28 protein-coding genes are annotated in these 23932 nt (G+C 44.2%); 7 read left to right on the forward strand and 21 right to left on the reverse strand.

The genetic code is table 11. The features are described from left to right. Positions 1-18: 18 nt before the first annotated feature. Complete coding sequence (locus AYW76_RS00580) at positions 19-369, forward strand: hypothetical protein (protein WP_067214521.1); 351 nt, start codon at positions 19-21, stop codon at positions 367-369. A gap of 25 nt (positions 370-394) precedes the next feature. Here the strand turns inward: AYW76_RS00580 and AYW76_RS00585 are convergent, their stop codons facing one another. The 5 genes from AYW76_RS00585 to AYW76_RS00605 are packed head-to-tail and all read right to left on the reverse strand — an operon-like array spanning position 395 to position 4695. Beyond that, on the reverse strand, positions 395-2347 hold the full coding sequence (locus tag AYW76_RS00585) for a bifunctional diguanylate cyclase/phosphodiesterase (RefSeq protein ID WP_067214523.1): 1953 nt from the start codon (positions 2345-2347) through the stop codon (positions 395-397). Positions 2348-2357: 10 nt separating this feature from the next. Further along, complete coding sequence (locus AYW76_RS00590; protein WP_067214524.1) at positions 2358-3050, reverse strand: transglutaminase-like cysteine peptidase; 693 nt, start codon at positions 3048-3050, stop codon at positions 2358-2360. 5 nt (positions 3051-3055) lie between these two features. After that, positions 3056-3352: a DUF1244 domain-containing protein gene (locus AYW76_RS00595; RefSeq protein ID WP_067214530.1), complete on the reverse strand. Its 297-nt coding sequence runs from the start codon at positions 3350-3352 to the stop codon at positions 3056-3058. 12 nt (positions 3353-3364) lie between these two features. Continuing rightward, a complete protein-coding gene (locus tag AYW76_RS00600) occupies positions 3365-3970 on the reverse strand; it encodes a tRNA-uridine aminocarboxypropyltransferase (RefSeq protein ID WP_082866038.1) in 606 nt (201 codons plus the stop codon). Next, positions 3970-4695, reverse strand: coding sequence for a pyridoxine 5'-phosphate synthase (locus tag AYW76_RS00605; RefSeq protein ID WP_067214532.1), 726 nt, complete (start codon positions 4693-4695; stop codon positions 3970-3972). Before AYW76_RS00605 ends, AYW76_RS00600 begins: the two co-directional genes overlap by 1 nt. 131 nt (positions 4696-4826) lie before the next feature. Here AYW76_RS00605 and AYW76_RS00610 point away from each other — a divergent pair, with 131 nt between their 5' ends. The 3 genes from AYW76_RS00610 (at position 4827) to AYW76_RS00620 (ending at position 6513) form a co-directional block, all read left to right on the forward strand. Then, complete coding sequence (locus tag AYW76_RS00610) at positions 4827-5501, forward strand: DNA-3-methyladenine glycosylase I (RefSeq protein WP_067214534.1); 675 nt, start codon at positions 4827-4829, stop codon at positions 5499-5501. A 10-nt stretch (positions 5502-5511) separates the two neighbouring features. Next, positions 5512-6156, forward strand: a complete 645-nt coding sequence (locus AYW76_RS00615; RefSeq protein WP_067214535.1) for a DsbA family oxidoreductase — start codon at positions 5512-5514, stop codon at positions 6154-6156. A gap of 159 nt (positions 6157-6315) precedes the next feature. Continuing rightward, on the forward strand, positions 6316-6513 hold the full coding sequence (locus tag AYW76_RS00620; RefSeq protein ID WP_067036230.1) for a (2Fe-2S)-binding protein: 198 nt from the start codon (positions 6316-6318) through the stop codon (positions 6511-6513). 12 nt (positions 6514-6525) lie between these two features. Here the strand turns inward: AYW76_RS00620 and bfr (AYW76_RS00625) are convergent, their stop codons facing one another. From bfr (AYW76_RS00625) to parC, 3 genes are all read right to left on the reverse strand, one after another. Next, entirely contained in the window at positions 6526-7011 is a 486-nt protein-coding gene (gene bfr / locus AYW76_RS00625) for a bacterioferritin (protein ID WP_067214536.1), read from the reverse strand. A gap of 9 nt (positions 7012-7020) precedes the next feature. Further along, positions 7021-7488, reverse strand: a complete 468-nt coding sequence (bfr, locus tag AYW76_RS00630; protein ID WP_067214538.1) for a bacterioferritin — start codon at positions 7486-7488, stop codon at positions 7021-7023. Positions 7489-7553: 65 nt separating this feature from the next. Continuing rightward, positions 7554-9824, reverse strand: coding sequence for a DNA topoisomerase IV subunit A (gene parC, locus AYW76_RS00635; protein WP_067214539.1), 2271 nt, complete (start codon positions 9822-9824; stop codon positions 7554-7556). A gap of 190 nt (positions 9825-10014) precedes the next feature. Between parC and AYW76_RS00640 the strand changes: the two genes are divergently transcribed. Next, positions 10015-10686, forward strand: coding sequence for a hypothetical protein (locus AYW76_RS00640; protein ID WP_067214541.1), 672 nt, complete (start codon positions 10015-10017; stop codon positions 10684-10686). Positions 10687-10688: 2 nt separating this feature from the next. Here the strand turns inward: AYW76_RS00640 and AYW76_RS00645 are convergent, their stop codons facing one another. The 13 genes from AYW76_RS00645 to AYW76_RS00705 form a co-directional block, all read right to left on the reverse strand. Further along, a complete protein-coding gene (locus AYW76_RS00645) occupies positions 10689-11567 on the reverse strand; it encodes a GNAT family N-acetyltransferase (protein WP_082866039.1) in 879 nt (292 codons plus the stop codon). A gap of 276 nt (positions 11568-11843) precedes the next feature. Continuing rightward, entirely contained in the window at positions 11844-12803 is a 960-nt protein-coding gene (gene lipA / locus AYW76_RS00650) for a lipoyl synthase (RefSeq protein ID WP_067097258.1), read from the reverse strand. Between the two features lie 6 nt (positions 12804-12809). Further along, entirely contained in the window at positions 12810-13448 is a 639-nt protein-coding gene (gene lipB, locus AYW76_RS00655) for a lipoyl(octanoyl) transferase LipB (RefSeq protein WP_067214543.1), read from the reverse strand. 3 nt (positions 13449-13451) lie between these two features. Further along, positions 13452-13757 carry a YbeD family protein gene (locus tag AYW76_RS19055; protein WP_067214545.1) on the reverse strand — a complete coding sequence of 102 codons (306 nt, stop codon included), beginning with the start codon at positions 13755-13757 and terminating at the stop codon, positions 13452-13454. 18 nt (positions 13758-13775) lie between these two features. Then, positions 13776-14924 carry a D-alanyl-D-alanine carboxypeptidase family protein gene (locus AYW76_RS00665; RefSeq protein WP_067214547.1) on the reverse strand — a complete coding sequence of 383 codons (1149 nt, stop codon included), beginning with the start codon at positions 14922-14924 and terminating at the stop codon, positions 13776-13778. 82 nt (positions 14925-15006) lie between these two features. Beyond that, positions 15007-15945: a septal ring lytic transglycosylase RlpA family protein gene (locus tag AYW76_RS00670; protein ID WP_067214550.1), complete on the reverse strand. Its 939-nt coding sequence runs from the start codon at positions 15943-15945 to the stop codon at positions 15007-15009. After that, complete coding sequence (mltB, locus tag AYW76_RS00675; RefSeq protein WP_067214552.1) at positions 15932-16960, reverse strand: lytic murein transglycosylase B; 1029 nt, start codon at positions 16958-16960, stop codon at positions 15932-15934. Before mltB ends, AYW76_RS00670 begins: the two co-directional genes overlap by 14 nt. After that, the gene (gene rodA / locus AYW76_RS00680) at positions 16960-18081 is read right to left on the reverse strand and encodes a rod shape-determining protein RodA (RefSeq protein WP_067214553.1); all 1122 of its coding nucleotides are present in this window, start codon (positions 18079-18081) and stop codon (positions 16960-16962) included. Before rodA ends, mltB begins: the two co-directional genes overlap by 1 nt. Beyond that, on the reverse strand, positions 18078-19955 hold the full coding sequence (gene mrdA / locus AYW76_RS00685) for a penicillin-binding protein 2 (protein ID WP_067214554.1): 1878 nt from the start codon (positions 19953-19955) through the stop codon (positions 18078-18080). The genes rodA and mrdA overlap by 4 nt, the downstream gene beginning before the upstream one ends. A gap of 9 nt (positions 19956-19964) precedes the next feature. Further along, a complete protein-coding gene (gene rlmH / locus AYW76_RS00690) occupies positions 19965-20432 on the reverse strand; it encodes a 23S rRNA (pseudouridine(1915)-N(3))-methyltransferase RlmH (RefSeq protein WP_067214555.1) in 468 nt (155 codons plus the stop codon). 9 nt (positions 20433-20441) lie between these two features. Beyond that, the gene (gene rsfS, locus AYW76_RS00695) at positions 20442-20795 is read right to left on the reverse strand and encodes a ribosome silencing factor (protein WP_067214561.1); all 354 of its coding nucleotides are present in this window, start codon (positions 20793-20795) and stop codon (positions 20442-20444) included. 14 nt (positions 20796-20809) lie between these two features. Further along, positions 20810-21472, reverse strand: coding sequence for a nicotinate-nucleotide adenylyltransferase (nadD, locus tag AYW76_RS00700; protein WP_231872512.1), 663 nt, complete (start codon positions 21470-21472; stop codon positions 20810-20812). Then, on the reverse strand, positions 21462-22718 hold the full coding sequence (locus AYW76_RS00705) for a glutamate-5-semialdehyde dehydrogenase (protein WP_067214569.1): 1257 nt from the start codon (positions 22716-22718) through the stop codon (positions 21462-21464). Before AYW76_RS00705 ends, nadD begins: the two co-directional genes overlap by 11 nt. A gap of 131 nt (positions 22719-22849) precedes the next feature. Here AYW76_RS00705 and tsaA point away from each other — a divergent pair, with 131 nt between their 5' ends. Then, complete coding sequence (gene tsaA, locus AYW76_RS00710; protein ID WP_067214574.1) at positions 22850-23566, forward strand: tRNA (N6-threonylcarbamoyladenosine(37)-N6)-methyltransferase TrmO; 717 nt, start codon at positions 22850-22852, stop codon at positions 23564-23566. Position 23567: 1 nt separating this feature from the next. Then, entirely contained in the window at positions 23568-23828 is a 261-nt protein-coding gene (locus AYW76_RS00715; RefSeq protein ID WP_067214576.1) for a hypothetical protein, read from the forward strand. Positions 23829-23932: the final 104 nt, after the last annotated feature.

A 23932-nucleotide genomic window follows, 5' to 3' on the forward strand; every position in this document is an offset into this window, starting at 1 on the left:
AACGAAAAGGAAACCAACATGCTCTATGCAAAACTAAGCTCGCAAGGAGATATTTTAGATGTCGCGCCTTATCAAGACGGCGAATATTCAGTGTTGGTGGCCCCTAATGATCCGTTTGTAGCTGAGATTCTTGCTGCTAAAATAAGTCAGGAGTCATCTCAAGAGCTCCTAAACTCTTCAGACCAAGAGATGATGCGGGTACTGGAAGACTTAATAGACTTGCTAACCGAAAAACGCCTCATTCAATTTACAGAGCTACCAATGGCGGCCCAGAAAAAATTATTAAGCCGAAAATTTGTTCGCCGTATTCACTCAGGTAATAACGACACCCTGATTGGTGAGATTCCTGACGACGACGCCTTAATCTAGGAGTCGTCATCCATGTGATCTATGGCTAGTTATCAAAATCTACTGGCCTACCAATGCCATAACCTTGCAGGCCACTGATATCAAAGCGCTTTAAAATTTCAGCTTGCTTATCTGTTTCAACACCCGTTGCAATAACGTCGATATTCAAGCTGTTAAACATCTTACACAACGTGTGCATGAAAAATGATTCTGATTCTTTGCCAATTGCCATTTTTGTATAAGATGGGTCGACCTTAACGTAATCAGGCATCAAATTTTGTAAGTATTGAAACGCTGAGAACTGCTTGCCAACATTATCTATACCAAATTTTACCTTATGTCTTTTCAACGTTTGTGCCAGTAAAAAAGCATGATCTTCCGCACCTAAGACGCTTTGTTCAGACACTTCAAATGCTATTTTTTGCTTTAGCCTATCAGGCAACTCTTGAAGCTTATTATCCAGCCAACTTACAAACGATAATTTTGCATAGCCAGATGCTGATAAATTAACGACATAAGGACCAACGTCAGTCGACCTTGCAATAGCATCGATTACTCGTTGAATGATCACTTGGTCAACTTGCTCACCCAAATCGAACTGTTCCGCTAAACCAATAAAATAGCCCGCATGGTAATGCTTACCTTCAAATTCTAAACTGGCGTAAAGTTCTTGTTGTAACAAAATGTTAAGATCATTTGCTGAAGCAACCGCCTGACGGCGCAACACAAAGCTTTTATGCTCTATGGCGTGTTCCAGCATGTCTTTCCATGCCATACGACCAATAGCCATCTGTTGACCCATATCTGAATCAAATACACTAAACTGATTTGCACCGGCTTGTTTTGCTGAGCGCAACGCGGCATCCGCTTGTGCCATGGCATTAGAACGCTCAACTGAGGCATCAATAACCACAGCACCAATGTTTGCAACGGCATCAGAGTAGCTGATACGCGCTCCCACCAATTCATGCAAATCCGCCATGATGGCACCGACAAGCCCTTTCAGTCGGTCCGTTTCAATGTTCGGAATAAGGGCAACGAAATCTGCACCATTAAGACGAGCAAGCGTCGCATTAGGAAAGCTCAAGAGATGCTTTTCAAGCACTCCTGCGGCAGTACGGATGAAATTATCCGCCGCCTCATATCCCATTTCATTATTAATTTTGGATAAATCCAGTAAGCTCACTAAAGCCAAACCATCGTAAGTCCTGTCTGCATCAGCAAAGTGGGCAGAAACCTGACTTTCAAAGTAGTTTCGGTTACCCAAACCACTAACAGGATCCTTAAAGGCTTTTGCCTGGAGCCACTGAGCCGTTTGAGCTTCGGCCGCAAATTCACGCTCTAGATTTGCCACCATTCGATTCATTGATTCAACAACCGATTTAAGCTCTCGCGTTTTTGGCAAATTCTTCATTTGGATGAAACGTCGCTGCTGGATCGCCTCCGCCTGTTTTTCAACTTCTACAAGCGGTTTAAATAGCCATCTAAGCAGTAGACCACCCAGTAATACACAAGCGGCCCCAATGGCAAGAAAAGATAACAACAAGTCTCGTGACGCCAGCCACAGTTGATAGTACCCATAACCAGCACTCCCCGTGACGTAAACTTGGCCAAGTTCGTTCCATCCATTAGAAATCACGGCTTTTGCTGTAGGTACGTCAAAATCAATAACATCGGTAAACCAAGTGGGAACACCCGAAACCTTGATTGCATTACTGCGTACAATATTTTCATCTGTGGCGTAGACATGTATTCTCACTTCAGAGAAATAACCACTGTCAAACACGGCATTCACATAACTTTCGACAGACGTATAATCCTCAAGCGCCATAAAATCGGAAACCTGCATACTTAGAGTCGTTGCAGAATCCTGAGTTGTAGAGCGTAACTGATCTATCAAATAACTTTTAGTCGTCTGGAAATTAATCGCCATGACCACCACAAGCATCAGAGACAGCAGTAAAACAATAGTAATAAGTAATTGTCGAAAAAGTGTCACAAGTTGTCTCCTAGCCTTCTAAATCCGTTAATCGGTTATTTAAATCTGTCCATAAGCTCAGCCGTGAAGAGCCGCCTACCAGTTGACCGCGCCCTTTCTCCTTTGATAACCATAAGTTTTCAGCATTAAAAGAGTATATCGGTAATAAATCCTTTCGCTGCACCGCAGGTTTAATAGTTTTATCTAAATTATCTAGCAGAACAGGTACAGATGTGGGAGTGTGATAGTACGCCAACACCATATGGTGTTGATTAAGCGTTAGCGCTTTTACGTACACTAGCCTGAGCTTTTCATCTGGAACACCTAATTCACGTAAGGCGAAATACTTGGCAATGGTAAAGTCTTCACAGTCTCCACCACCTGTAGCGAGGAACTCAATGGGCGTCGCCCAATAGTCATTTTGACCCCAATGTTGCTGATCACTTACAAACTGCAACATATTAAAGAAGTTATTTACATTTTGTAACTTTTGACCGACGGACAGCCCCTGCGATTCTTCCACCGTTCGCCGCCAAGCCATAATTCTAAGCTCTGCACGTGGGCCATACTGAGCGCCAATGCGTTTTGCTAAGTTGACATACTTTTGCGATACATCAGCACTCAGAACCGATACTTCTACTGCACTTAATAAAAACAGAACAATTAACCCACAATTAAGCCAATTGATCTTTTTTAGTTTGTTACGTAGAAGCGATATTGTCATGCAAATTAATCTTTAGGGCCATTCTTTGCAAAGTCAGCCAATTGCTCCGCTGATGCTTTACCTTGATACTTTTCTTTCCAATCAGCATAAGGCTCCTTATAGATCACTTCGCGAGCTTGCTCGTAATCCATTGCTACACCTCGCTCTTGAGCGGCGGCGGCATACCACTTGCTCAAACAATTACGACAAAAACCCGCTAAGTTCATTAGGTCAATATTCTGCACATCTTTGCGTTCATCTAAATGCTCTACCAAACGACGAAACGCAGCGGCTTGAACTTCTAACTCGGTTTGTTTATCCACGAATACCTCTACTTAAGAGCGCTGTTTATGCTCTTGTGGTTGCTGTGACCATTGTAGTGCGATCGCCGCACTAAAAAAGTGTCTTAATTTAGAGATTTGTAACATTCCTAAACACTCCAACCCATAAGCTGCGGCTTCGAACGTCGATAATGCCAAGTTGTTTGGCGACTTACGAATATCATATTTTGAAACGGGTGGCGTTAAAAAATGCACTTGCCTGTACCTCAATAACATTGACTCAAGCAACATCATTCTTTTTGCTTTTGGCCACGTGCCATCCAGCAGGATTAAATGTTTGACCTTAGCTTTATCACTTTGTTCGATCGTTTCTAGACCCTCAGAACAACCACTGGGATAAAGCAATAAGCTGTTATCGGCATCAACGCTTTGAAAAAGATTGCTCATTTCTTCGGCATCTTCAAAGCTTACAATGACAGTCTTTAAATAGCACAAAGCAAATAAACGAGCCGTATTCTTCGCGTGCTTTGCCTCGTGCTTATCTTGTATCACCCAAACAGTCATGTCGCCTTCTAAGCTGACGATTAAATGGCAAACGCACTGCCCTAATGGATAACCACAATGCAAGCACGTTACTCGCTTACTAGAAGGGCTTGTCATTAAGACAATATTTCTAAATATTTCTTAACAACATTATCCCAGCCACTATCCAAGGCTTCTATCGTTAATGCGTGCCCAATAGACACTTCAGTTATACGTTTGCCTGCACACAACAAAGCTACATTTTCCAAATCTAAATCATGGCCGGCATTAACACCAAGCCCTGAATCCAACGCAGCTTGAGCAGCGGCTTGGTATTGCTGATTAATCTGTTCAATTCGATCGGTATGATAAGCATTCGCATACGATTCGGTATACAGCTCTACACGATCCGCACCAACCGCTTTAGCCAGCGCCATGTTTTCTGGAATTGGATCCATAAACAGTACAACTCGTATATTTTTTTCTCTTAACTTAGCGACTACAGAACGCAATGCATCTTGGTCACGGGCCACATTCCAACCATGATCTGAAGTCAATTGATTTGGATCGTCTGGCACCAAAGTACATTGATCCGGCTCTACTTCAAGCACCACTTCAAGGAATTTTTCGTCCGGGAATCCCTCGATATTCAATTCACGACCAGGATACTGTTTTAGAAGCTCTTTAATATCATAAGCATCACGATAAGTGGCATGACGTTGGTCTGGACGCGGATGAATTGTGATGCCGAATGCACCTAGATCTAAGGTTCGCTGTGCCATGGTCAACATACTTGGGTAATCTCGGCCACGAGAATTACGTAATAGCCCAATTTTATTTAGGTTTACACTTAGGTGAGTCATGTTACTTCCTATCAATAAATTATCCCTAAAGTATACGCGATACCCCCCTATTACTTTAAGAATTAAATTCCACGGATCAACCGCATAGCATCACCTATGATACAATTTGCCAATGAAATAAGGAGCAGAGTGTGACTTACGAACATTTCGATCTAATTTACGATCGCGCCATTTCAAGATTTAACAGCGAAGCGCTATTACAGACTAATCTCGCAACCCCAAAAACCACTGAAGCACTCATGAAAATAGGGGACGATCGCTGGTTAGCCGCTTTTACGCAGAAAGTGTTTCAATCGGGCATGAACTGGCAAGTCGTCAGTAATAAATGGCCTAACTTTGAAGACGCATTTTTCGGCTTTGACATTGAAAAGATGTTACTCATGCATGATGAAATGTGGGAAGAGAAAGCCAAAGACCCTAAAATCATTCGTCACTTTGGCAAAGTCATGACCATTCGCGAAAACGCCATCATGATGTCGGAAATACAAGCCAAACACGGCTCTTTCGCAAAATTTATCGCCGAATTCCCAGAAAATAACATTGTCGAACTTTGGCAGTACCTTAAAAAACAAGGTGCTCGTTTAGGCGGTAACACGGGCGCGTATACACTTCGTATTATGGGCAAAGATACCTTTTTACTAAGTAAAGACGTTGAAGGTTACCTGAGAAATCATGGGATCATCACCACAGGACGTGATACACAAAGCGCTCTTAAAGCAGCACAACAAGCATTCAACCACTGGCACGAACAATCAGGCCTGCCCTACTGTCAAATCAGTCAGTGCATCGCCTATAGTGTAAATTAACGGAGAAAACATGGCCGACTTAACCATCGATATCGTCGCTGACCCAATATGCCCATGGTGTTACCTAGGCTACACACGCCTCAAAGCCGCTATTGAGCACTTGGGCGATGACTTTCGCTTTGATATTCACTGGCTTCCATTTGAACTACATCCTGATATTCCAAGCGCTGGTGTATCACGTACGCAGTATCTAGGGCAAAAATTTGGCAGCCAGGAAAAACTTAACGAAGTATCTCACGCATTACAAAATGTAGGCTATGAAGCTGGATTAGAGTTTAATTTTACCGACGATGATCTCATTCCAAACACTAAACTTGCCCAACAATTTGTCGCCCAAGCTAGCCGTATGAGTTTGGCAACGCCTATGATGACCGCTTTGTTTTACGCCTATTTTACCAAAGGTGAAAACATTGGCGATGGGGCGGTTTTAAGCAGAATAGCGAAAGAAGTCGGACTGCAAGATGAAGACATCGAAGACGCGTTGTCTCGCGAAGCGGAGTTATTAGTTGAGGAGAAGATGGAGCGCTTGAATAGACTACAGATTGAATCTGTACCCACTTATATCGTCAATGAAAAGTACTTGGTTCAAGGGGCTCACCCACCAGAGACGTTTGCCGAAATATTAACGGACATCAATAAAGAAAATGACGCCTAGGCGTCATTTTTTATGCCCGTTAAATCCAGCACATACCAAAAAACTAAAATTTAATAAAATCTATCAAATTCTCTCTCTAAATTAATTTTATTTTATTGATAATAGTTATCATCCCACATAGAATCGAAGATAAATCGAATTGAGAGTGATTTTCATTTTATGTATGTATGTCTTTGTAACGCAGTCTCTGATAAAGCTATTAAGAACTCGATTGCCAATGGCGCTACGACGATGCGCGATCTTTACAGTGAGTACAACCTCGGAAAACAATGCGGTAAGTGCTGTAAAGATGTGAAGGGGATCCTTAACGAGGAGCTCCTAAAGCTGGCAGACGAGCTCCTCGTTAAAGTGGCTTAATACTTCAATAGATTAATGATCTATTGAAGACTCACCCATTTGCGACTGTAAGTAGTTTTGCAGACCTGCCGTTTTGATAAGGTTTTGCTGAGTTTCAAGCCAATCAATTTGCTCTTCCTGCTCATCCTGAATTTTCTCCAGCACTTCGCGACTCATAAAGTCTTTCTTCTCTTCACACACCTTTACACCGGATTGCAAATCAGGAAGTGTTGCTAACTCAAATGCCATGTTCGAGGCAATCATCTCTTCTGCATCTTCACCAATACGCAGACGACCTAAATCTTGTAAATTAGGTAACCCTTCTAAGAAAAGAATACGCTCTATCAAACGATCCGCATTTTTCATTTTTTGGATCGAGGTTTTGTAGTCTGCTTTATCAAGCACATCAAAACCTTGATCTTTGAACATACGAGCATGAAGAAAGTATTGGTTAATTCCAACCAACTCATTGGCCAGCACCTTGTTTAAGCTCGTTATTACTTCGCGATCACCTTTCATGCTGACTCCTTACATCTGAGATTGAATGTAGTTTTGTTCACCGATGGTATCCATCAAACGTAATTGCTTTTCAAGCCAGTACACATGATCTTCTTCTGTGTCATACAGCAGCTTTTCAAGCATTTCACGTGTCTGGTAATCACCTTTTTCTTCACAAATAGCGATCACATTACGCGCACACGTTACAACTTCAAGCTCAAGCGTCAGGTCATTTTTCATCATTGATCGCACATCCGTACCTACCAACAACTCACGACGCTTAGTCATGCATGGAACACCTTCCAAGAAAAGAATTCGCTTAATCAACCAATCAGAATGGTCTTTTTCTTCATCCATTTCATGGTTGAGGCGCTCATACAATTTACTTAGCCCCCAATCATCGTACATACGCGAGTGAATAAAATATTGGTCGATAGCGGCTAATTCGTTTTCTAGCAACATATTCAAACTATCGATTACTTTTTGGCTACCTTTCATTGGGTTTCCCTCTTTGTTGTAAAGACTACTTTCTCGTAGCGCTAAATAAATTTAGTGTCAGCTTTTTAAAGCTCACTCGGCTTGCCTTCACCCACTTTTATCTCCAGCAGATCGACACGCTGGAACCCTCTTGGTAATTTAAGCCCACGACGTCCACGCTCGCCAATGTAGTCTACCAATTCTTTTTCCGCAAAGGACATGAAACGTTTGCCACTGTGCACCATCAGCAAGTCATCTGGTTGGATTGAACTCATGGCACAGACCCACTCCTCACGTTCTTTTGCTCTTGCCGAAGAAATACTCAGCATTTTATTACCTTTACCCTTCGCCATTTGAGGCAATGACGCCACACTAAAGGCCAACATTCTGCCTTCGTTTGAAACAACTACAGCCCTAGCTGTTTCAGGGTCGAGAACTTTAACAGGAGGTAATACTTGCGCGTTAGCAGGCAAACTTAAGGTTGCTTTACCTGCTTTATTTTTCGCATGTAAATCGCCCAACTTAGACACGAAACCATAACCCGCATCAGAGGCAATTAAGTAATAAGCTTCATCATTATCCAATGTTGCTGCAACGATGTGCGTGTCTTTTTCCAAACTGATGCGACCCGTTATCGGCTCACCTTGGCCTCTTGCCGATGGCAAGGTATGGGCTTTAATGGAGTACGTCCGCCCATTGGATGCAAACAATACTAACGTTTGGTTAGAGCGACCTTTTGTGGAGAGCAAAAACTCATCGCCAGATTTATAGCTTAATCCACGTTCATCAATGTCATGGCCCTTCGCAGCACGAATCCAACCTTGTTTAGACATGACAACGGTAATTGGATCGTTTGACAACAAATCTTCTTCACTGAATGCTTGTGCTTCTTTACGCTCTACAATAGGTGTACGACGGTCATCTCCGAAATCGTTAATAGCTTCTTCAATTTCACCAATGATCAGTTTTTTCAACTTAGCGTCGGAAGCCAAATACCCTTCAAGCTGCTTACGCTCTTTCTCTAGTTCATCTTGCTCACCACGAATTCGCATTTCTTCAAGCTTGGCAAGATGACGTAATTTCAGCTCCAAAATAGCTTCAGCTTGCGTATCTGTTAAGCTGAAACGTTCCATAAGAACAGGTTTTGGTTTGTCTTCGCTGCGGATGATCTCGATCACTTCATCGATATTCAAAAAGGCGGTCAGTAAGCCCTCTAAAATATGTAAGCGCTTAAGCACTTTATCTAAACGGAACTCAAGTCGCCTGCGCACGACCCCAATACGAAAACGCAACCACTCGGATATAAATGTTGCCAGCGGTTTAACCTGAGGCAAGCCGTCTAAGCCAATCACGTTCATGTTCACACGATAGGATTTTTCTAAATCCGTCGTCGCAAATAAATGCGTCATGACACTTTCGACATCAACTCGATTAGACTTCGGTACGATGACTAACCGCGTAGGATTCTCATGGTCCGATTCATCGCGCAGATCCACCACCATTGGTAGTTTTTTGGCTTGCATTTGTGCCGCCATTTGCTCCAGTACTTTACTACCCGATACTTGATGCGGTAACTCGTTTACAACGATTTCGCCTTCTTCAACAGTGTACCGAGCACGGGCTTTAATTTGGCCTTTACCCGTTTCATAAAGTTTACGTATGTCATCACGCGGGGTAATAATTTCCCCTCCGGTCGGGAAATCAGGCCCTTGTACAAATTCAAGCAAATCATCCAATTTTGATTTCGGATTCTTTAACATATGAATACAGGCTTGGCCCACTTCACGCAGGTTATGCGGCAAAATATCCGTTGCCATACCCACCGCAATACCGGTGGTACCGTTAAGTAGCAAATTGGGTAATCGAGCAGGCAGAACCGCAGGCTCATTAAGCGTGCCATCAAAGTTCGGCATCCAATCGACCGTCCCTTGGTTTACTTCCCTTAACAACAAATCCGCGTATTTTGACAGGCGTGACTCGGTGTAACGCATGGCAGCAAACGATTTAGGATCATCCGGTGCGCCCCAGTTTCCTTGGCCATCTACCAACGGATAGCGATAAGAAAAAGGCTGCGCCATTAACACCATGGCTTCATAACACGCACTGTCACCGTGCGGATGAAATTTACCTAATACATCACCAACCGTACGAGCCGATTTTTTGTACTTCGCCGTTGCCTTTAAACCCAGTTCACTCATGGCATAGACAATACGTCGCTGCACAGGTTTAAGACCATCACCAATATGAGGCAGGGCGCGATCTAGTATCACGTACATGGAGTAATTCAGATACGCTTTCTCAGTATAGTCTTTGAGAGAAAGCGTCTCATTGGCTTCAAAGTCAGTCGTGTCACTCAAAAGCGTATTCCTTTCTTAAACGATTCGTTAAGCAAAAAGCCTAAAGATTTCGATAACTTAAATAATTTCACCTACTATAATCAGGCACTATTGTCGCTGCAACCGTTGTCCTTAATGAATTAGTTATTGGTCGATTTTTTCTTTAGCATGTACACTCAATAGCAACGGAACCTATTGTGAGCGGATCATTATGAAAGCAACTTTTGGACAAGACAGCTGGCAGACCATCATACATCACTCGGATAGGATGCGTGTCTATGAAATCCAACTTGCTATGAATGAGCATGCCAATCACAATTTTGCCTTTCCATTTGATAGTTTATTAACCGTTACGGATGGCCAAGTCTTTTTAGAGTCTCCAATCGAGGAAACCACTTTAAAAGCCAATCAAGCGGCTTGGCTCACCCATAATCAAAGCATGCGTTGTGTGGCTGTATCCCCGATCGCTCGGTTATTTATCATTGTCTTTACCAATCAAACGTCACGTCACAAAGAAAAATTCGAACGCTTTGCCAGCGGTACGGAACATAAGCATGAACTCGGCAGCGGCATTACGCATTGGACAGTCGAAAACAAAACTCTGGGTAAAGTTGAATGGGTTATGCTACCCGCTAACCACGTCGAGCCCGCTTATTATTTAAAAGATTCTGAGCAGTTTATCCTGCCACTCAACCACGATGACTCACTCAGTATTATCTACGATGATGACCGCCAAGAAACCATTACCGAGTCAGGAATCGTCATTGAGCAAGGGCGCTCGCGCAGCTTAGTCAATCAAGCGAATAAACCCATTACATTCTTAAGCGTTACCACGCCCTACCCTAAACACAGCCGTATCTTAAAATTAAAGGGATCTCGTTGATTTTAACGTAGTGTTAGAGCGGTCAGCACATGGTCTTCCCATTGCCCATTAATCTTTAAATAATGCTTTGCAATGCCTTCTTTTTCAAATTTTAAACGCTCCAACACGGCAGCGCTTTTATGATTCCGTGGCATATAACACGCTTGTATTCGGTCGATATTTAACTCTTTAGAAAGGTACCGAATACCCGCTTCGAGGCATTCATTCATGTAGCCTTTGCCCTGTAAATCTTCTGCTAAGCTGTAACCCAAAAAACAAGACTGCGATATTCCTCGAACAAACTGCGAATAATTACTGTAGGCCAACATACGGTCTTGCTCAGGATTAAGTAAACACAACACACAACCCTTATCTTCGATAAAATCTCGACGCATCTCTTTTACTCGAAGACGGCAGGTTTCGTCGGAATAATAATCTTCCCCACGCTGAGGCTCCCAACTGACTAAATGCTCGCGCTGCTCATTTACATAGGTTTTCAGTAAAGGGGCCTCACTTTCATCAAGAAGCTTCAACACGCCTCTCGCCGTTTTGATGACAGGAAAACGACCATTGTCCTGCCAACTCTTACCGTTCACAACCACTTTCTCCTTTTGCACTTCCATCAGCTTTACACTATAACGATCAAACCAAAACTGCACGCCAATCGATAGTGTTCTGATCATCATCGTATGATTCATCCAAGCGGTCGCTTGCTCTAATGTTGCCCAATAAAATATCAGTTGAGAACACGCCTCGGCACTCCATTCACTGTATAAAAAACCTTCTTGATCCGCAGCAAGCTCGATGACTTTCTCCGTCATAACGCGAAACATGACATCATCACGCAATGGCGATGTCGTTATACTGACGGCGTAGTAAGGCGTCACAAAGTTATTGTCCATACGTCTAGATTCCCAATTACCCTATAAATAATGAACCAAGTATCCGGCTATTTGTCTACACTTAAGCCGTCTGAGATTATGGATAATGAGCTAAGTCTCGGTGTGGAAGTGCTTTAATACTACTTCTAGGTGTATATTAGCTCCGTCATAAATTTGACGCTTTCCCCTTGGCGTCAACATGGAAAGCTTTTAGCCCACCTCGTAAGAGGTGGGCTTTTTTCCATAAAAAAAGCGAGGCGCAATTCGCAACCTCGCTTTCAAACCACGTAAACGGTTTTAAGAAACGCGCTCACCGTGGGCTTGTTTGTCCGCATGGTACGAAGAACGTACCAATGGGCCACAGGCTGCGTGTTTAAAGCCCAGCTCTTTCGCAACTTGCTCGTAGCGTTCAAACTCTTCTGGATGTACAAAACGATCCATTGGGAAGTGATGCTTTGAGGGTTGCAAGTACTGACCAATCGTTAGCATGTCAACGTTGTGAGCACGCAGGTCTTTCATGACTTCGACGATTTCTTCGAAAGTCTCGCCCATGCCTACCATCAAGCCAGACTTGGTTGAAACATCTGGGCAACGTTCTTTGAATTTTTTCAACAGATCGAGCGACCACTGATAATCTGAGCCGGGACGCACTTGACGATACAAACGCGGGATCGATTCTAAGTTGTGGTTGAAGACATCCGGTGGTGATACCTGAAGAATATCCAACGCTACGTCCATACGGCCACGGAAATCTGGCACCAGTGTTTCGATTTCAATCGATGGGCTTTGTTCACGTGTGTGATCAATACAATCGACAAAATGCTGAGCACCACCGTCACGTAGATCATCACGGTCTACCGAGGTAATCACGACGTACTTCAGTCGCATATCGCGAATCGCAGCCGCTAACTCTTTCGGCTCATCAGGGCTTAACGCATTCGGGCGACCATGTGCCACATCACAGAAAGGACAACGTCGGGTACAGATATCACCCATAATCATGAACGTGGCAGTACCGTTGGAGAAACATTCGCCTAGATTAGGACAATTAGCCTCTTCGCAAACAGACGCTAACTTATGTTCACGCAAGGTACTTTTAATACGTGCAATTTCTGGTGAAGCCGGCATACGCACACGCAACCAGTCAGGTTTACGTGGGATTTCTTCTGTAGGGATAACTTTTACAGGAATACGTGCCATTTTGTCGGCACCACGAAGTTTTTCACCCTGTACAACTCGCTTTTGCTGAGTAGTCATTTTTATTCACCCTTGTTGGATAATCGGATGAGAGTATCCGAGACGTTCAGCCAATACATTGGCAAGCTGAACTTTAACTTGCGCCATCTTGGTATCTGGCTGCAAGCGCTTCATATCAATCATTTGTAAGCCTTGATAGCCACACGGATTAATACGCAAAAATGGAGAGAGATCCATGTCGACATTTAAAGCCACACCATGAAACGAGCAACCTCTTCGCACGCGTAAGCCTAGCGAAGACACCTTCATTTCATTGACATAAACACCTGGAGCATCCGGCTTGGGGTAAGACTCAATGCCATGCAGTTTGCAGACATCGACAATGGAGTTTTCGATAAGCGTGACCAGATCACGTACACCAATCCCCAATCGCTTTAAATCAATCATGATGTAAGCAATCAGCTGCCCAGGACCATGATAAGTCACTTGGCCGCCTCGGTCAGCTTGAACAACAGGAATATCACCGGCATCCAGTAGATGCTCAGCTTTACCCGCTTGCCCTTGCGTAAACACGGACGGGTGCTCAAGCAGCCAGATCTGGTCGGGATCTTCTTTCGTACGAGTCTGGGTGAAATGTTTCATTTCTTCCCAGGTCGACTCGTATGGCACCACACCTAGGTCGTGGCACAGTATAGAATTAGGCATGAATCACATAACCATTTTTACGACATCAACAGCCATCAGATCTGTATGCAAACGCGATAGGTGATCTTCACTTTGCGCGGTGATGCGGAAAGTAAAGCTTACAAAGCGCCCTTTTGAGGACACATTCTTCCTGATCGCTGAATCATCAAGTTCCGGTGCATGCAGACGCACGCACTCAAAAACATTGAGATGCGTGTCATCACTGTCCATTGCGACAACTTTAATCATATAGTTGTCGCAAGGAAACTCGATTTTAGGGGCATCTGGCGCATCCTTGGCAACAACACCGTTTTGATTAATTAAAGCCATTTTTGCTGCTAACCCTTTTTAGAACAAGTTCATAAAGAACAATTTAACTTTATCGAATAAACGTTTGAAGAAGCCGCCTTCAGAAACAGGCTCTAGTGCGACTACGTCACGCTCAAGCAAAATATTTTCGGGCGTACCGACAATAATTTTACCCAGTACATCACCTGCGGCAATAGGCGCTTCAATTTCAGACTTAAGATCCAAAGAAGCAGGAATAGAATCCGCATTTTGACGTGGCATGGTCACCAATACGTCTTCAGAGAAACCAACTTTTACCGTATCAACTTCACCACCCCATACACGCGCATCGCTCAACACTTGGCCTGCACTGTATAGTTTACGTGTCTCATAGTAACGGAAACCGTAGTTCAACAATTTTTGCGTTTCTGCTGCACGGGCTTCGTCTGAACTGGTGCCCATAACAACGGCAATCAAACGCGTACCATTACGAACTGCGGACGCGGCCAAACAATATCCAGCGGCCTCAGTATGACCTGTTTTCAAGCCATCTACTGTTTTATCGCGCCACAAAAGTTTGTTTCGATTCGGCTGACGAATATCGTTATAGGTAAAATATTTCTCAGAGTACAATTCGTAATTTTGCGGGAAATGTACAATTGTCGCACGCGCCAATAAAGCGATGTCTAACGCGCTTGAGTAATGACCTTCTGCAGGAAACCCCGTTGAGTTTACGAAGTGCGAATTGTTCATGCCTAAGAGTTTTGCATGTTGATTCATCAAATCGGCAAAGGCCGCTTCGCCACCTGCAATGTGCTCAGCAACGGCCACACTGGCGTCGTTACCAGATTGAATGATAATACCGCGCATCAGGTCTTCAAGACGGACTTGAGTACCTTCGCGAATAAACATACGCGAACCCTCCATACGCCATGCTGTTTCGCTAATAGTGACCTGATCATTCATTGAGATGTTGCCTTTAGCAAGCTCATACTCAGCAATGTAAGCGGTCATCAGTTTCGTTAAACTCGCAGGTGGCAGCTCCTCACGACTATTATGTTCAACCAGAACATCGCCTGTATAGGCGTCCATTAACACGTAACTGTTCGCGGACAGTTGAGGTGGTGCAGGAATAAGTGATGGTGCAGCTTGCGCTACAGAAACCATGAATGAAATTGTGATGATAAAAAGAGATAACAGTCGTTTCATATTTTTAAACGTCTTAGCCTAATCCGTGATGGCAGGAATGATACTAAAGGGAGCTAGGAATCTCTAGCCTCGATAAAATTCTCTAAGGAGCTAACGCGACTTTTACACTTTTGCCAAAGCCGGCTTGCTCAAGTTTCTGCTGCCAGCCTGACAGCAGTTGATCACTTTCATAAGGCCCAACCAGAACCTTATATAAACCGTCATCCGCATGAAGTACTTCGATATTAATCGATGTATCAAAACGCTCAAACAATTTTTGCTTGAGTCTGTCAGCTGAGTTTTTTTGCGAGAACGCGCCCATCTGTAAATGACTAAACAACAAGTCATTTGACAATCCTTTTGATGTCGAAGGCACATTATCAACGGCCGCAGAAGGCTTAGCTACCGCCACCGCTGGTGTAGAGACCACTGTTGTAGCGGCAGCAGAAGCGGCATAACGCTCACCAGGTTTAGGGGTAATGGCTTCAACACGAACCCGAGCCAATCCTTTTTTGTGATAGCCCAAACGCGCTGCAGCAGCATAAGATAAATCGATCAAACGATCGCCATGAAAGGGGCCTCGATCGTTTACACGGACGATCACAGAGCGCTGATTCGCTAGGTTGGTCACTTTTAAAAAGGTCGGTAACGGCAATGATTTATGCGCGGCTGAAAACGCATACATGTCATAAGTTTCCCCATTTGATGTCTTATGACCATGGAATTTCTGACCGTACCATGACGCGGTACCCTCTGCTTTGTAGCCTTCCGCCGAGTTCATCACATAGTATTTCTTCCCCCAAACCGTATAAGGGGACTTATTACCGCCACGACTTTTAGCTTCATACTTAGGAATTAAATCAGGCAAATGGTCAACTTTGATGTCCCCACTGGGGGCATGATCTTGTAAAATGCTGTAGCGACCACCCCCTGAAGCCTTCTCATAGTCAATTGAACCACTTTTACCACCAATATGCTCAGTACTCATACAACCGGTCAGGCCAATGACAGAGATTAAACCAAGGTATTTAGCCACCTTCATGCTGTGCAATCCTATTCGCTAATTCTAAAACAGACATGGCATAACGGCGACTTGGGTTGTAATCCATGATCGTGAAAAAGTTCTCGTAGGCGAGCCAGTAGTCGACCATCTCCTCACTTTCACGCAGCCCAATTAAGCCTGTTTTACCTGCTGCATAATCTGTTGTCGCCCACACACCTTTGGTACTCCATTCATTCATAGAATACAGCGGTGCTCGGCCTTTATTTACAAGCTCTGATACTTGCTCAGGTTGATCAACACGTGCTGGGATTGCAGCGCGCTGTTGGTATTGCCAACCATGATGACGTAAATAATTTGCAATACTGCCAATGGCATCGGCCTCAGAATTCCAAAGATCGATCCGACCATCTTGATCATAATCCACAGCGAGTTTCATATGGTTACTTGGCATAAATTGCACCATTCCCAATGCGCCACTGTATGAGCCTTTCGTTGCCCCTAAAGTCCAACCTTGGTTGCGAGCCAATAACAAGTAGGCCTCTAGCTCACTTTGAAAATACGCGCCACGTCTTGGGTAATCAAAAGACAAAGTTGTAAGCGATGTAAATACATCGCGGTTACCCGTTACTTTACCATAAGCGGTTTCTACACCTAACAAAGCAACAATAACTTGCCAATCAACACCGTAATCCCGTTCGGCCTGTTCTAACCAAGCTTTGTTGCGCTGAGCGAACTTAACACCCTGTTGGACACGATAAGGATCAATAAAGTTCGCACGATATTCATGATAAGGCGTAATAACTTCTGGCTGATTATCCGATTTAGTGATTACCTGTTCTCGTTTGTAGGTATTAGAGAACATTGAGACAAGCAGCTGACGATCATAATTATGCTGACTCACCATCTTACTGATGAACTTCTGAACTTCGGGTAACTCACTGTATGGCACACTTTTCACGACTTCTGGAGCAGGTTGTGCCTCTACATGATTACTCATTGTTGAGCAGCCATATAACCCAATCGCCAAACTAATGGCTAACACTCTCGTAAACATTACCTTGCCCTTTTATGAGTTTGAATCGACATTAAAATTCCGAATGTCGCCATGATGGTAATGATGGATGTACCGCCATAGCTCACAAGAGGTAACGGTACACCGACAACCGGTAAGATCCCAGAAACCATGCCAATATTTACAAACATATACACAAAAAAGGTTAACGTAATACTGCCAGCTAACAATCGAGCATAGTTATCTTCTGCATACGCAGCAATAAACAAACCGCGTGCAATCACCAGCAAATACGCGCACATAAGCAATGCGCACCCTACCATGCCAAACTCTTCCGCCAATACGGCGATAATAAAGTCTGTATGACTTTCAGGAAGGAAGTTTAACTGTGCCTGAGTCCCCTCTAGAAACCCTTTACCATGCAGCCCTCCAGAACCAATGGCTGTTTTCGACTGAATAATGTTCCAGCCAGAACCAAGTGGATCGCTTTCTGGGTTTAAAAACGTTAATACTCGTTGCTTTTGATAGTCATGCATAACATGCCATAAGCTGTAGCCAGCAATGGGGGCTACAGCCGCCGCCCCCAGAATATAAAGCCAGCCGATACCGGCTAGAAATAAGGCAAATATTCCCGATACGCCAACCAGTAATGCTGTTCCTAGGTCGGGCTGCTTTGCCACCATCAAAGAGGGCACAGCAATAATCACCAACACGGTTATGATTTCTTTCAAACTCGGCGGCAATTGTCGATTAGCGAAATACCAAGCAACCATCATCGGCATGACAATTTTCATAATTTCGGAAGGTTGAAAACGCAGCCCTCCCGGTAAAGCAAGCCAACGCTGGGCACCTTTGGCGCCTACGCCAAACAACAAGACACAAACGAGTAAACCAACCAAGAAAACAAATAAAAATGGAGAGGCTCGGCGCATGTATTTCGGCGGTAATTGTGCTAAGGCAAGACAAACAACCATACCAATGCCTAAACGAAGTACTTGACGCTCAACCATTGCTACGTTTTGTCCCGATGCCGAGTACAAAATAAACAGGCCTCCCGACATTAAAATCAGCAGCGCTAGCAATAGCAATACATCAACGTGAGTCAAACGCCACAGCCGAGCATTGGTGAATGCCAATATACGCTGATAAAACTGCACATTCATCGGCTCGACTCCTTGAAGTAGTCGTATTCTTTCGGGTATTTATCGTATAAATACGCATCAAACAGAGCTTTTGTTAAATCGGCAGGTTTAGCACTGCTGCCACCATTTTCAAAAATAGCAAAGACGGCAATTTTAGGGTTATCTGCAGGCGCAAAACCGATAAACAAAGCATGATCATGAAGGCGTTTATCTAAATTATCGGCATCATACTCTTCATCTTCTTGTAGACTGAATACTTGGCCCGTTCCCGTTTTACCGGCGATTTTATAGTCCGTGCCTTGTAAACGACGACCCGTACCACGAGAGTCTGTTATTACCTTCTCCATGGCCTTGACCATTCGCTCCCAGTTGCGCTGATCTTTTAACTTAATCTCGTGTTCAACGCCATCGTTACCTTCAAACGTCGCTGGCTCATTCGCAATCTGACTGACCATTCGTGGGTAGTACATGTGGCCACGAGCAGCCATCGCCGCAGTAGCGGTCGCTATTTGAATAGGCGTCGCTACCATAAAACCCTGACCGATCCCTACGTTTACTGAGTCACCAGGGTACCAAGGCTCTTTGTATCGAGCCTTCTTCCACTCATTAGACGGTAACAAACCAGCGCTCGCGCCATTTAAGTCTAAAATGGAAGTTTGTCCAAAACCAAGTTTAGACAAAAACGTATGAATCGGTGTAATGCCCATTTTATGAGCCAGTTGATAATAATAGGTATCGACAGACTCGATAATTGAGCGCTCAAGGTCGATCCAACCATGACCACTTCGCTTCCAGTCTCGGTAGCGTCGACCATTGGGATTAATTTGATAGTAACCGCGCGCATAATAGGTCTCAGTCCAAGAGGAGAAACCATACTCTAACCCTGCCAGTCCCATAAACGGTTTAATCGTCGAAGCAGGAGGGTAACCTCCTCGTAGTGCGCGATTAAACAAGGGAAGACGCTTATCCTCCCTAAGTTCAGCGTATTTACTGACGGAAATGCCACGCACAAATGAATTCGGGTCGAAGCCCGGTTTGGACACCATAGCAAGCACCCCGCCGTTGTTAGGGTCAATGGCGACGACCGATCCTTTATAGCTCCCTAGCAAATCGTAAGCATACTGCTGTAAACGGGCATCCATGTATAAATGGAGATCTTTTCCTGGAACAGGATTTTGCCGCTCAATTTCAGACATAATTCGGCCACGAGCATTCACCTCAACTTTTGAGATGCCAGGATGACCAAAAAGCGTCGACTCGTAATATTCTTCCACCCCTGTTTTACCGATAAACAGGGCTCCTTGATACGCAGATCGATCTACTCGCTCAAGATCTTTAGTGGTAATTCGTCCCACATAGCCAACAGCATGAGCAAACGCTTCACCATAAGGATAATAGCGCGTTAACTGCGCCTCGACCTGGACGCCATCGAGCCGATAAAGGTCAACAGACACTTTGGACCACTCTTCATCCGAAAGCTGGGATTTCAAGGTAATGGATTGATACGGGCGACGATAATCTTGCAAACGACTTTCGTAATCAGCCCATTCTTCATCGGTTATATCTACCGATTCACTCAAGGCTTTTTTGAGCTCAGGAAGGCTAAGCGCTCGTTCTGGAATCACCGTCAAACTGTGTATCGGGCGGTTATCGGCTAACACAACACCATTACGATCAAAAATAAGCCCTCTTGGCGGAGGTTCAGTGATCAGCATGAGACGATTGTCATTTGCTTTAGTTTGGTACAGCTCGTGTTCGACGACTTGCAGATAGAATAAGCGCCCCATCAATACACCGACCATCATCAGTACAAAGATTGCAGCGACGACTACCCTGCTTTTGGTCAGGGCATGTTCTTGACGATGATTTCGAAAAACTTGATGATGCTTGCCCAAAACAGAACTCTAACGGTGATATGGATGATTATTCATAAGTGTCCAAGCTCGATAGATCTGCTCAGCCAATAAAATACGCACCATAGGGTGAGGCAGTGTAAGCTTGGAAAGTGACCAAGCTTGATCCGCACGTGCGGTACAGCGGGGATCCAGTCCATCTGGACCACCCACCAACAAAGAAATGTTGTATCCATCCATGCGCCAATGAGATGTCTGCTCAGCTAACTGCTCGGTACTCCACGTTTTACCCAAAACTTCCAAAGCAATAACCTTATCTCCAGAAGGGATCGCTGCCAGCATTGCATCACCTTCCTTTTGAATGGCTTTTGCAATGTCAGTGTTTTTCCCACGGGGCGACATCGGTAGTTCAACTAACTCAAGAGAGAAGTCTTTGGGGAGGCGTTTGGCATACTCTTCGTATCCTTCCACTACCCATTTTGGCATTTTTGTACCAACAGCAATCAATCTAACGCGCATGTCAAAACCTTAACGCTGCTCTGGTTTAATGTCCCAAAGTTTTTCTAGGTCGTAGAACGAACGAGCTTCTTCTGTCATAACGTGTACAACAACATCGTATAAGTCCACAAGAACCCAATCGCTGCCCATCTCACGGCCTTCACTGCCTAATGGCTGAAGACCTTTGCTTTTAGCGTGCTCAACTACGTGTTGACCAAGAGAGTTCACGTGGCGTTTTGACGTACCCGTACAGATGACCATAAAATCCATCATGTCGGTTAGTTCACTCACGTTAAGTACCGTGATGTTATCGCCTTTCACATCCTCTAGTGATTCCACAGCAAGTTCGAGAATTTGATCAGCAGATAATTGGTTTTGGCTCATAGTTTCGGATAACCCTATTTATATAAAGAATGCGCTTCAATGAAACGCTGTATAGTTTCTGGAACCAAGTACGCTATAGACGCTTTTTTGCGACAAAGGTTTCGTACTTGGCTTGATGAAATTGCAAGAGGTGTAAAACTCTCCATCCATATCTTTCCAGCGGGCGCGCATTGTAACTCAGCTGCGCTCTTGGCTCGATGCTTTTCATAAAAAGACTCAAGACTGGAAATAAAGTCAGGCTCCCACCCGGGTCGAGATATGACTAAGATGTGTGCCACACTCAATAACTCTTGCCAACGAGACCAAGTCGGAAGCGACAGAAAGCTGTCCATCCCAACGACCATAATCAAAGGTTCGTCTGCACCTAACTCATGACGCAGCTGCGTCAAAGTATCAATACTGTAACTGCGCCCTTCTCTTACGATTTCTCGCTCATCAACGCTCAATCGTTCATCCGCCTGAATTCCTAACCTCACCATTTCTAAGCGCTGTTCGGCACTGACAGAAGGTTGATCTTTATGTACAGGTTGATAACAAGGGATTAAGCGTAGATTTCTGAACTGAAAATAATCCAGTATATCGACAGCCGAACGAAGATGGCCATGATGGATAGGATCAAACGTCCCCCCCATCACAACCGTGCCTTTCTGTTGAATATCAGATAACTCAGTTGTCACGTGTGTGACCATCGCCTAATACGATATACTTTTGACTGGTTAGTCCGATCAGGCCAACGGGGCCACGAGCATGAATTTTATCGGTAGAAATACCAATTTCTGCCCCTAGTCCATATTCGAAACCATCCGCAAACGCTGTTGAGGCATTGACCATCACCGACGAAGAATCAACCTCCGCCATAAAGGCTCGGGTTTTGGAGTAATTCTGCGTCACAATCGCATCAGAGTGGTGTGAACCATACTGATTAATATGCGCAATGGCTTCATCCATATCGTCGACCAATTTAATGGACAACTTCGGACCTAAATATTCGGTGTACCAATCGTCTTCGGTGGCTGGTTGCGCATTAATTAAAGCACGCGTTTGCTCACAACCAACTAGCTCAACCCCTTTTTCAACCAAAGCATCGGCTAGACGAGGCAAAATCTCCTGAGCGATACGCTGATTAACCAGCAATGACTCCATCGCATTACACACGCCATAACGACGCGTTTTAGCATTCATAGAAATGTTAAACGCTTTTTCAAGATCCGCTTCGTCATCAATATACACATGACAGTTTCCATCAAGGTGCTTGATCACAGGCACTCGCGAATCATTACTAATACGTTCAATCAAGCCTTTACCACCGCGTGGTACGATAACGTCGACAAATTCAGGCATCGTAATCAACAAACCAACGGCTGCACGATCAACTGTATTGATCACCTGCACAGCATCTTCTGGCAAACCAACTGCCGCCAAACCAGACTGAACTGCTTGCGCAATCGCTTGATTCGAGTAAAACGCTTCACTGCCACCTCGTAGGATCGTCGCATTGCCAGACTTTAAACATAGACTCGCCGCATCAATCGTTACGTTTGGACGAGACTCGTAAATGATACCAATCACTCCCAATGGCACACGCATTTTGCCCAGCTGTATACCCGATGGACGATAAACCATATCGGTAATTTCACCCACTGGATCTGGCAATGAAGCAACCTGCTTCAGGCCTTCAATCATGCCATCGATACGGGCGTCGTTAAGCTCAAGACGATCAAGCAATGCAGCTTCTAGACCTTTTTGTTTACCGCTTTCCAAGTCCTTAGCATTCTCTTCTTTAAGTCGAGGTCGTGCAGACTCCAAAGCATCCGCCATAGCGAACAAGGCATTGTTCTTTTGCTCTGTCGTGGCACGAGTCAATTGGCGTGACGCAGCACGAGCCTTTTGACCAACTTCATTCATGTAAGATTCTAAGGACATTATTTACTCTCTTCTTTATCCAGCGATGTCATTTCCCTTATGGGACGCTATAAAAATAGATAAGCGGTATACTACCACATCTTATTCAATCTGATTCTCAATTATTCAACGCCTAAACGATTAATTTACCTATGACGAACACATTTCAATTTCAGCAGATTGGGGTTACTCATTCTTGCTACAAAGAAAAATTTGGTATTCCTCGTCAACCAGGCCTTGTCACTGAGGCTGCAGCATCAATTGAACTGCTGCCTCCGTTCAACCGCATGGATGTCTTAGATGGACTGGAAGGCTTTTCACATATCTGGGTACATTTTATCTTTCATCAATGCATTCAAGAACAATGGAAGGCAAAAGTCAGGCCACCGCGATTAGGCGGCAACAAGAAAGTAGGCGTTTTCGCTACACGCGCCACTCACCGCCCCAACCCTATTGGATTATCCGTCGTTGAGATACAAGGCATTAGACAAGACAAAAAACGTATCTTTATTGATATCATCGGGGCCGACTTATTAGATAAGACGCCCATCATTGATATAAAACCATACTTACCTTACGCCGATGCGCTGCATAACGCACAGGGCGGATTTGCCCCTGAAGCTACCTCTCTTACACCTGTGCAGTTTTCAAAACTGGCATTAACTCAAGCCCTTGCCTATAAAGAAGAGTACAAGAGAGAATTAATCCCTTTAATAGAACAAGTCATTGGACAGGATCCGAGACCTTCCTATCTCACAAATGTTGATGGCAGAACTCACGGCAACTTGCTATGGAACACCAATGTAAAATGGACAGTCAGCAGCGACCATATTTTAATCACAGAGATAGAGTACCCAGTGGGTGAATGATATGAACAAGTCAAAAATGCTGAATGCTTATAAGTCTGTGAATAACTTAAAAGGCAAACCGCAACATGAAGAAGAGAACAAAACAAAGACACCTAAAATTTATCGCTCAGAATACGATGAAAAGCTGATAAAAGAATACCATTTCGCTAAATTTCAGAAGAATTTAGACTTACTTCAGAACAACCAAGAAGTGATCGCCCTACTCAAAAAAGAAGAGTGGGACGAAGAAGATATCAAAACTTTACTCGCCTCATTTCGTTAACGAAAAGCTATACCCACGTTTATCCACATCTTCTGTGTATAGTTTATTTGTCAATCTGATCTAGAAAAAACACATAAAAAAAGCGGACCTGAAAGGTCCGCTTT

Origin of the sequence: Marinomonas gallaica (assembly GCF_001639745.1) — a bacterium.
Classification (GTDB): Bacteria; Pseudomonadota; Gammaproteobacteria; order Pseudomonadales; family Marinomonadaceae; genus Marinomonas; species Marinomonas gallaica.

Excerpts from the sequence above, each read along its gene's own strand:
- AYW76_RS00590 (WP_067214524.1), bottom strand. The coding sequence starts at position 3,050 with ATGACAATATCGCTTCTACGTAACAAACTAAAAAAGATCAATTGGCTT.
- AYW76_RS00620 (WP_067036230.1), top strand. The coding sequence starts at position 6,316 with ATGTATGTATGTCTTTGTAACGCAGTCTCTGATAAAGCTATTAAGAAC.
- bfr (WP_067214538.1), bottom strand. The coding sequence starts at position 7,488 with ATGAAAGGTAGCCAAAAAGTAATCGATAGTTTGAATATGTTGCTAGAA.
- rlmH (WP_067214555.1), bottom strand. The coding sequence starts at position 20,432 with ATGCGCGTTAGATTGATTGCTGTTGGTACAAAAATGCCAAAATGGGTA.
- AYW76_RS19055 (WP_067214545.1), bottom strand. The coding sequence starts at position 13,757 with ATGGCTTTAATTAATCAAAACGGTGTTGTTGCCAAGGATGCGCCAGAT.
- AYW76_RS00715 (WP_067214576.1), top strand. The coding sequence starts at position 23,568 with ATGAACAAGTCAAAAATGCTGAATGCTTATAAGTCTGTGAATAACTTA.
- bfr (WP_067214536.1), bottom strand. The coding sequence starts at position 7,011 with ATGAAAGGTGATCGCGAAGTAATAACGAGCTTAAACAAGGTGCTGGCC.
- AYW76_RS00705 (WP_067214569.1), bottom strand. The coding sequence starts at position 22,718 with ATGTCCTTAGAATCTTACATGAATGAAGTTGGTCAAAAGGCTCGTGCT.
- rsfS (WP_067214561.1), bottom strand. The coding sequence starts at position 20,795 with ATGAGCCAAAACCAATTATCTGCTGATCAAATTCTCGAACTTGCTGTG.
- mltB (WP_067214552.1), bottom strand. The coding sequence starts at position 16,960 with ATGTTTACGAGAGTGTTAGCCATTAGTTTGGCGATTGGGTTATATGGC.
- AYW76_RS00580 (WP_067214521.1), top strand. The coding sequence starts at position 19 with ATGCTCTATGCAAAACTAAGCTCGCAAGGAGATATTTTAGATGTCGCG.
- rodA (WP_067214553.1), bottom strand. The coding sequence starts at position 18,081 with ATGAATGTGCAGTTTTATCAGCGTATATTGGCATTCACCAATGCTCGG.
- lipB (WP_067214543.1), bottom strand. The coding sequence starts at position 13,448 with ATGCCTAATTCTATACTGTGCCACGACCTAGGTGTGGTGCCATACGAG.
- AYW76_RS00615 (WP_067214535.1), top strand. The coding sequence starts at position 5,512 with ATGGCCGACTTAACCATCGATATCGTCGCTGACCCAATATGCCCATGG.
- AYW76_RS00645 (WP_082866039.1), bottom strand. The coding sequence starts at position 11,567 with ATGGACAATAACTTTGTGACGCCTTACTACGCCGTCAGTATAACGACA.
- AYW76_RS00670 (WP_067214550.1), bottom strand. The coding sequence starts at position 15,945 with ATGAAGGTGGCTAAATACCTTGGTTTAATCTCTGTCATTGGCCTGACC.
- AYW76_RS00665 (WP_067214547.1), bottom strand. The coding sequence starts at position 14,924 with ATGAAACGACTGTTATCTCTTTTTATCATCACAATTTCATTCATGGTT.
- tsaA (WP_067214574.1), top strand. The coding sequence starts at position 22,850 with ATGACGAACACATTTCAATTTCAGCAGATTGGGGTTACTCATTCTTGC.
- AYW76_RS00640 (WP_067214541.1), top strand. The coding sequence starts at position 10,015 with ATGAAAGCAACTTTTGGACAAGACAGCTGGCAGACCATCATACATCAC.
- AYW76_RS00600 (WP_082866038.1), bottom strand. The coding sequence starts at position 3,970 with ATGACAAGCCCTTCTAGTAAGCGAGTAACGTGCTTGCATTGTGGTTAT.
- AYW76_RS00605 (WP_067214532.1), bottom strand. The coding sequence starts at position 4,695 with ATGACTCACCTAAGTGTAAACCTAAATAAAATTGGGCTATTACGTAAT.
- lipA (WP_067097258.1), bottom strand. The coding sequence starts at position 12,803 with ATGACTACTCAGCAAAAGCGAGTTGTACAGGGTGAAAAACTTCGTGGT.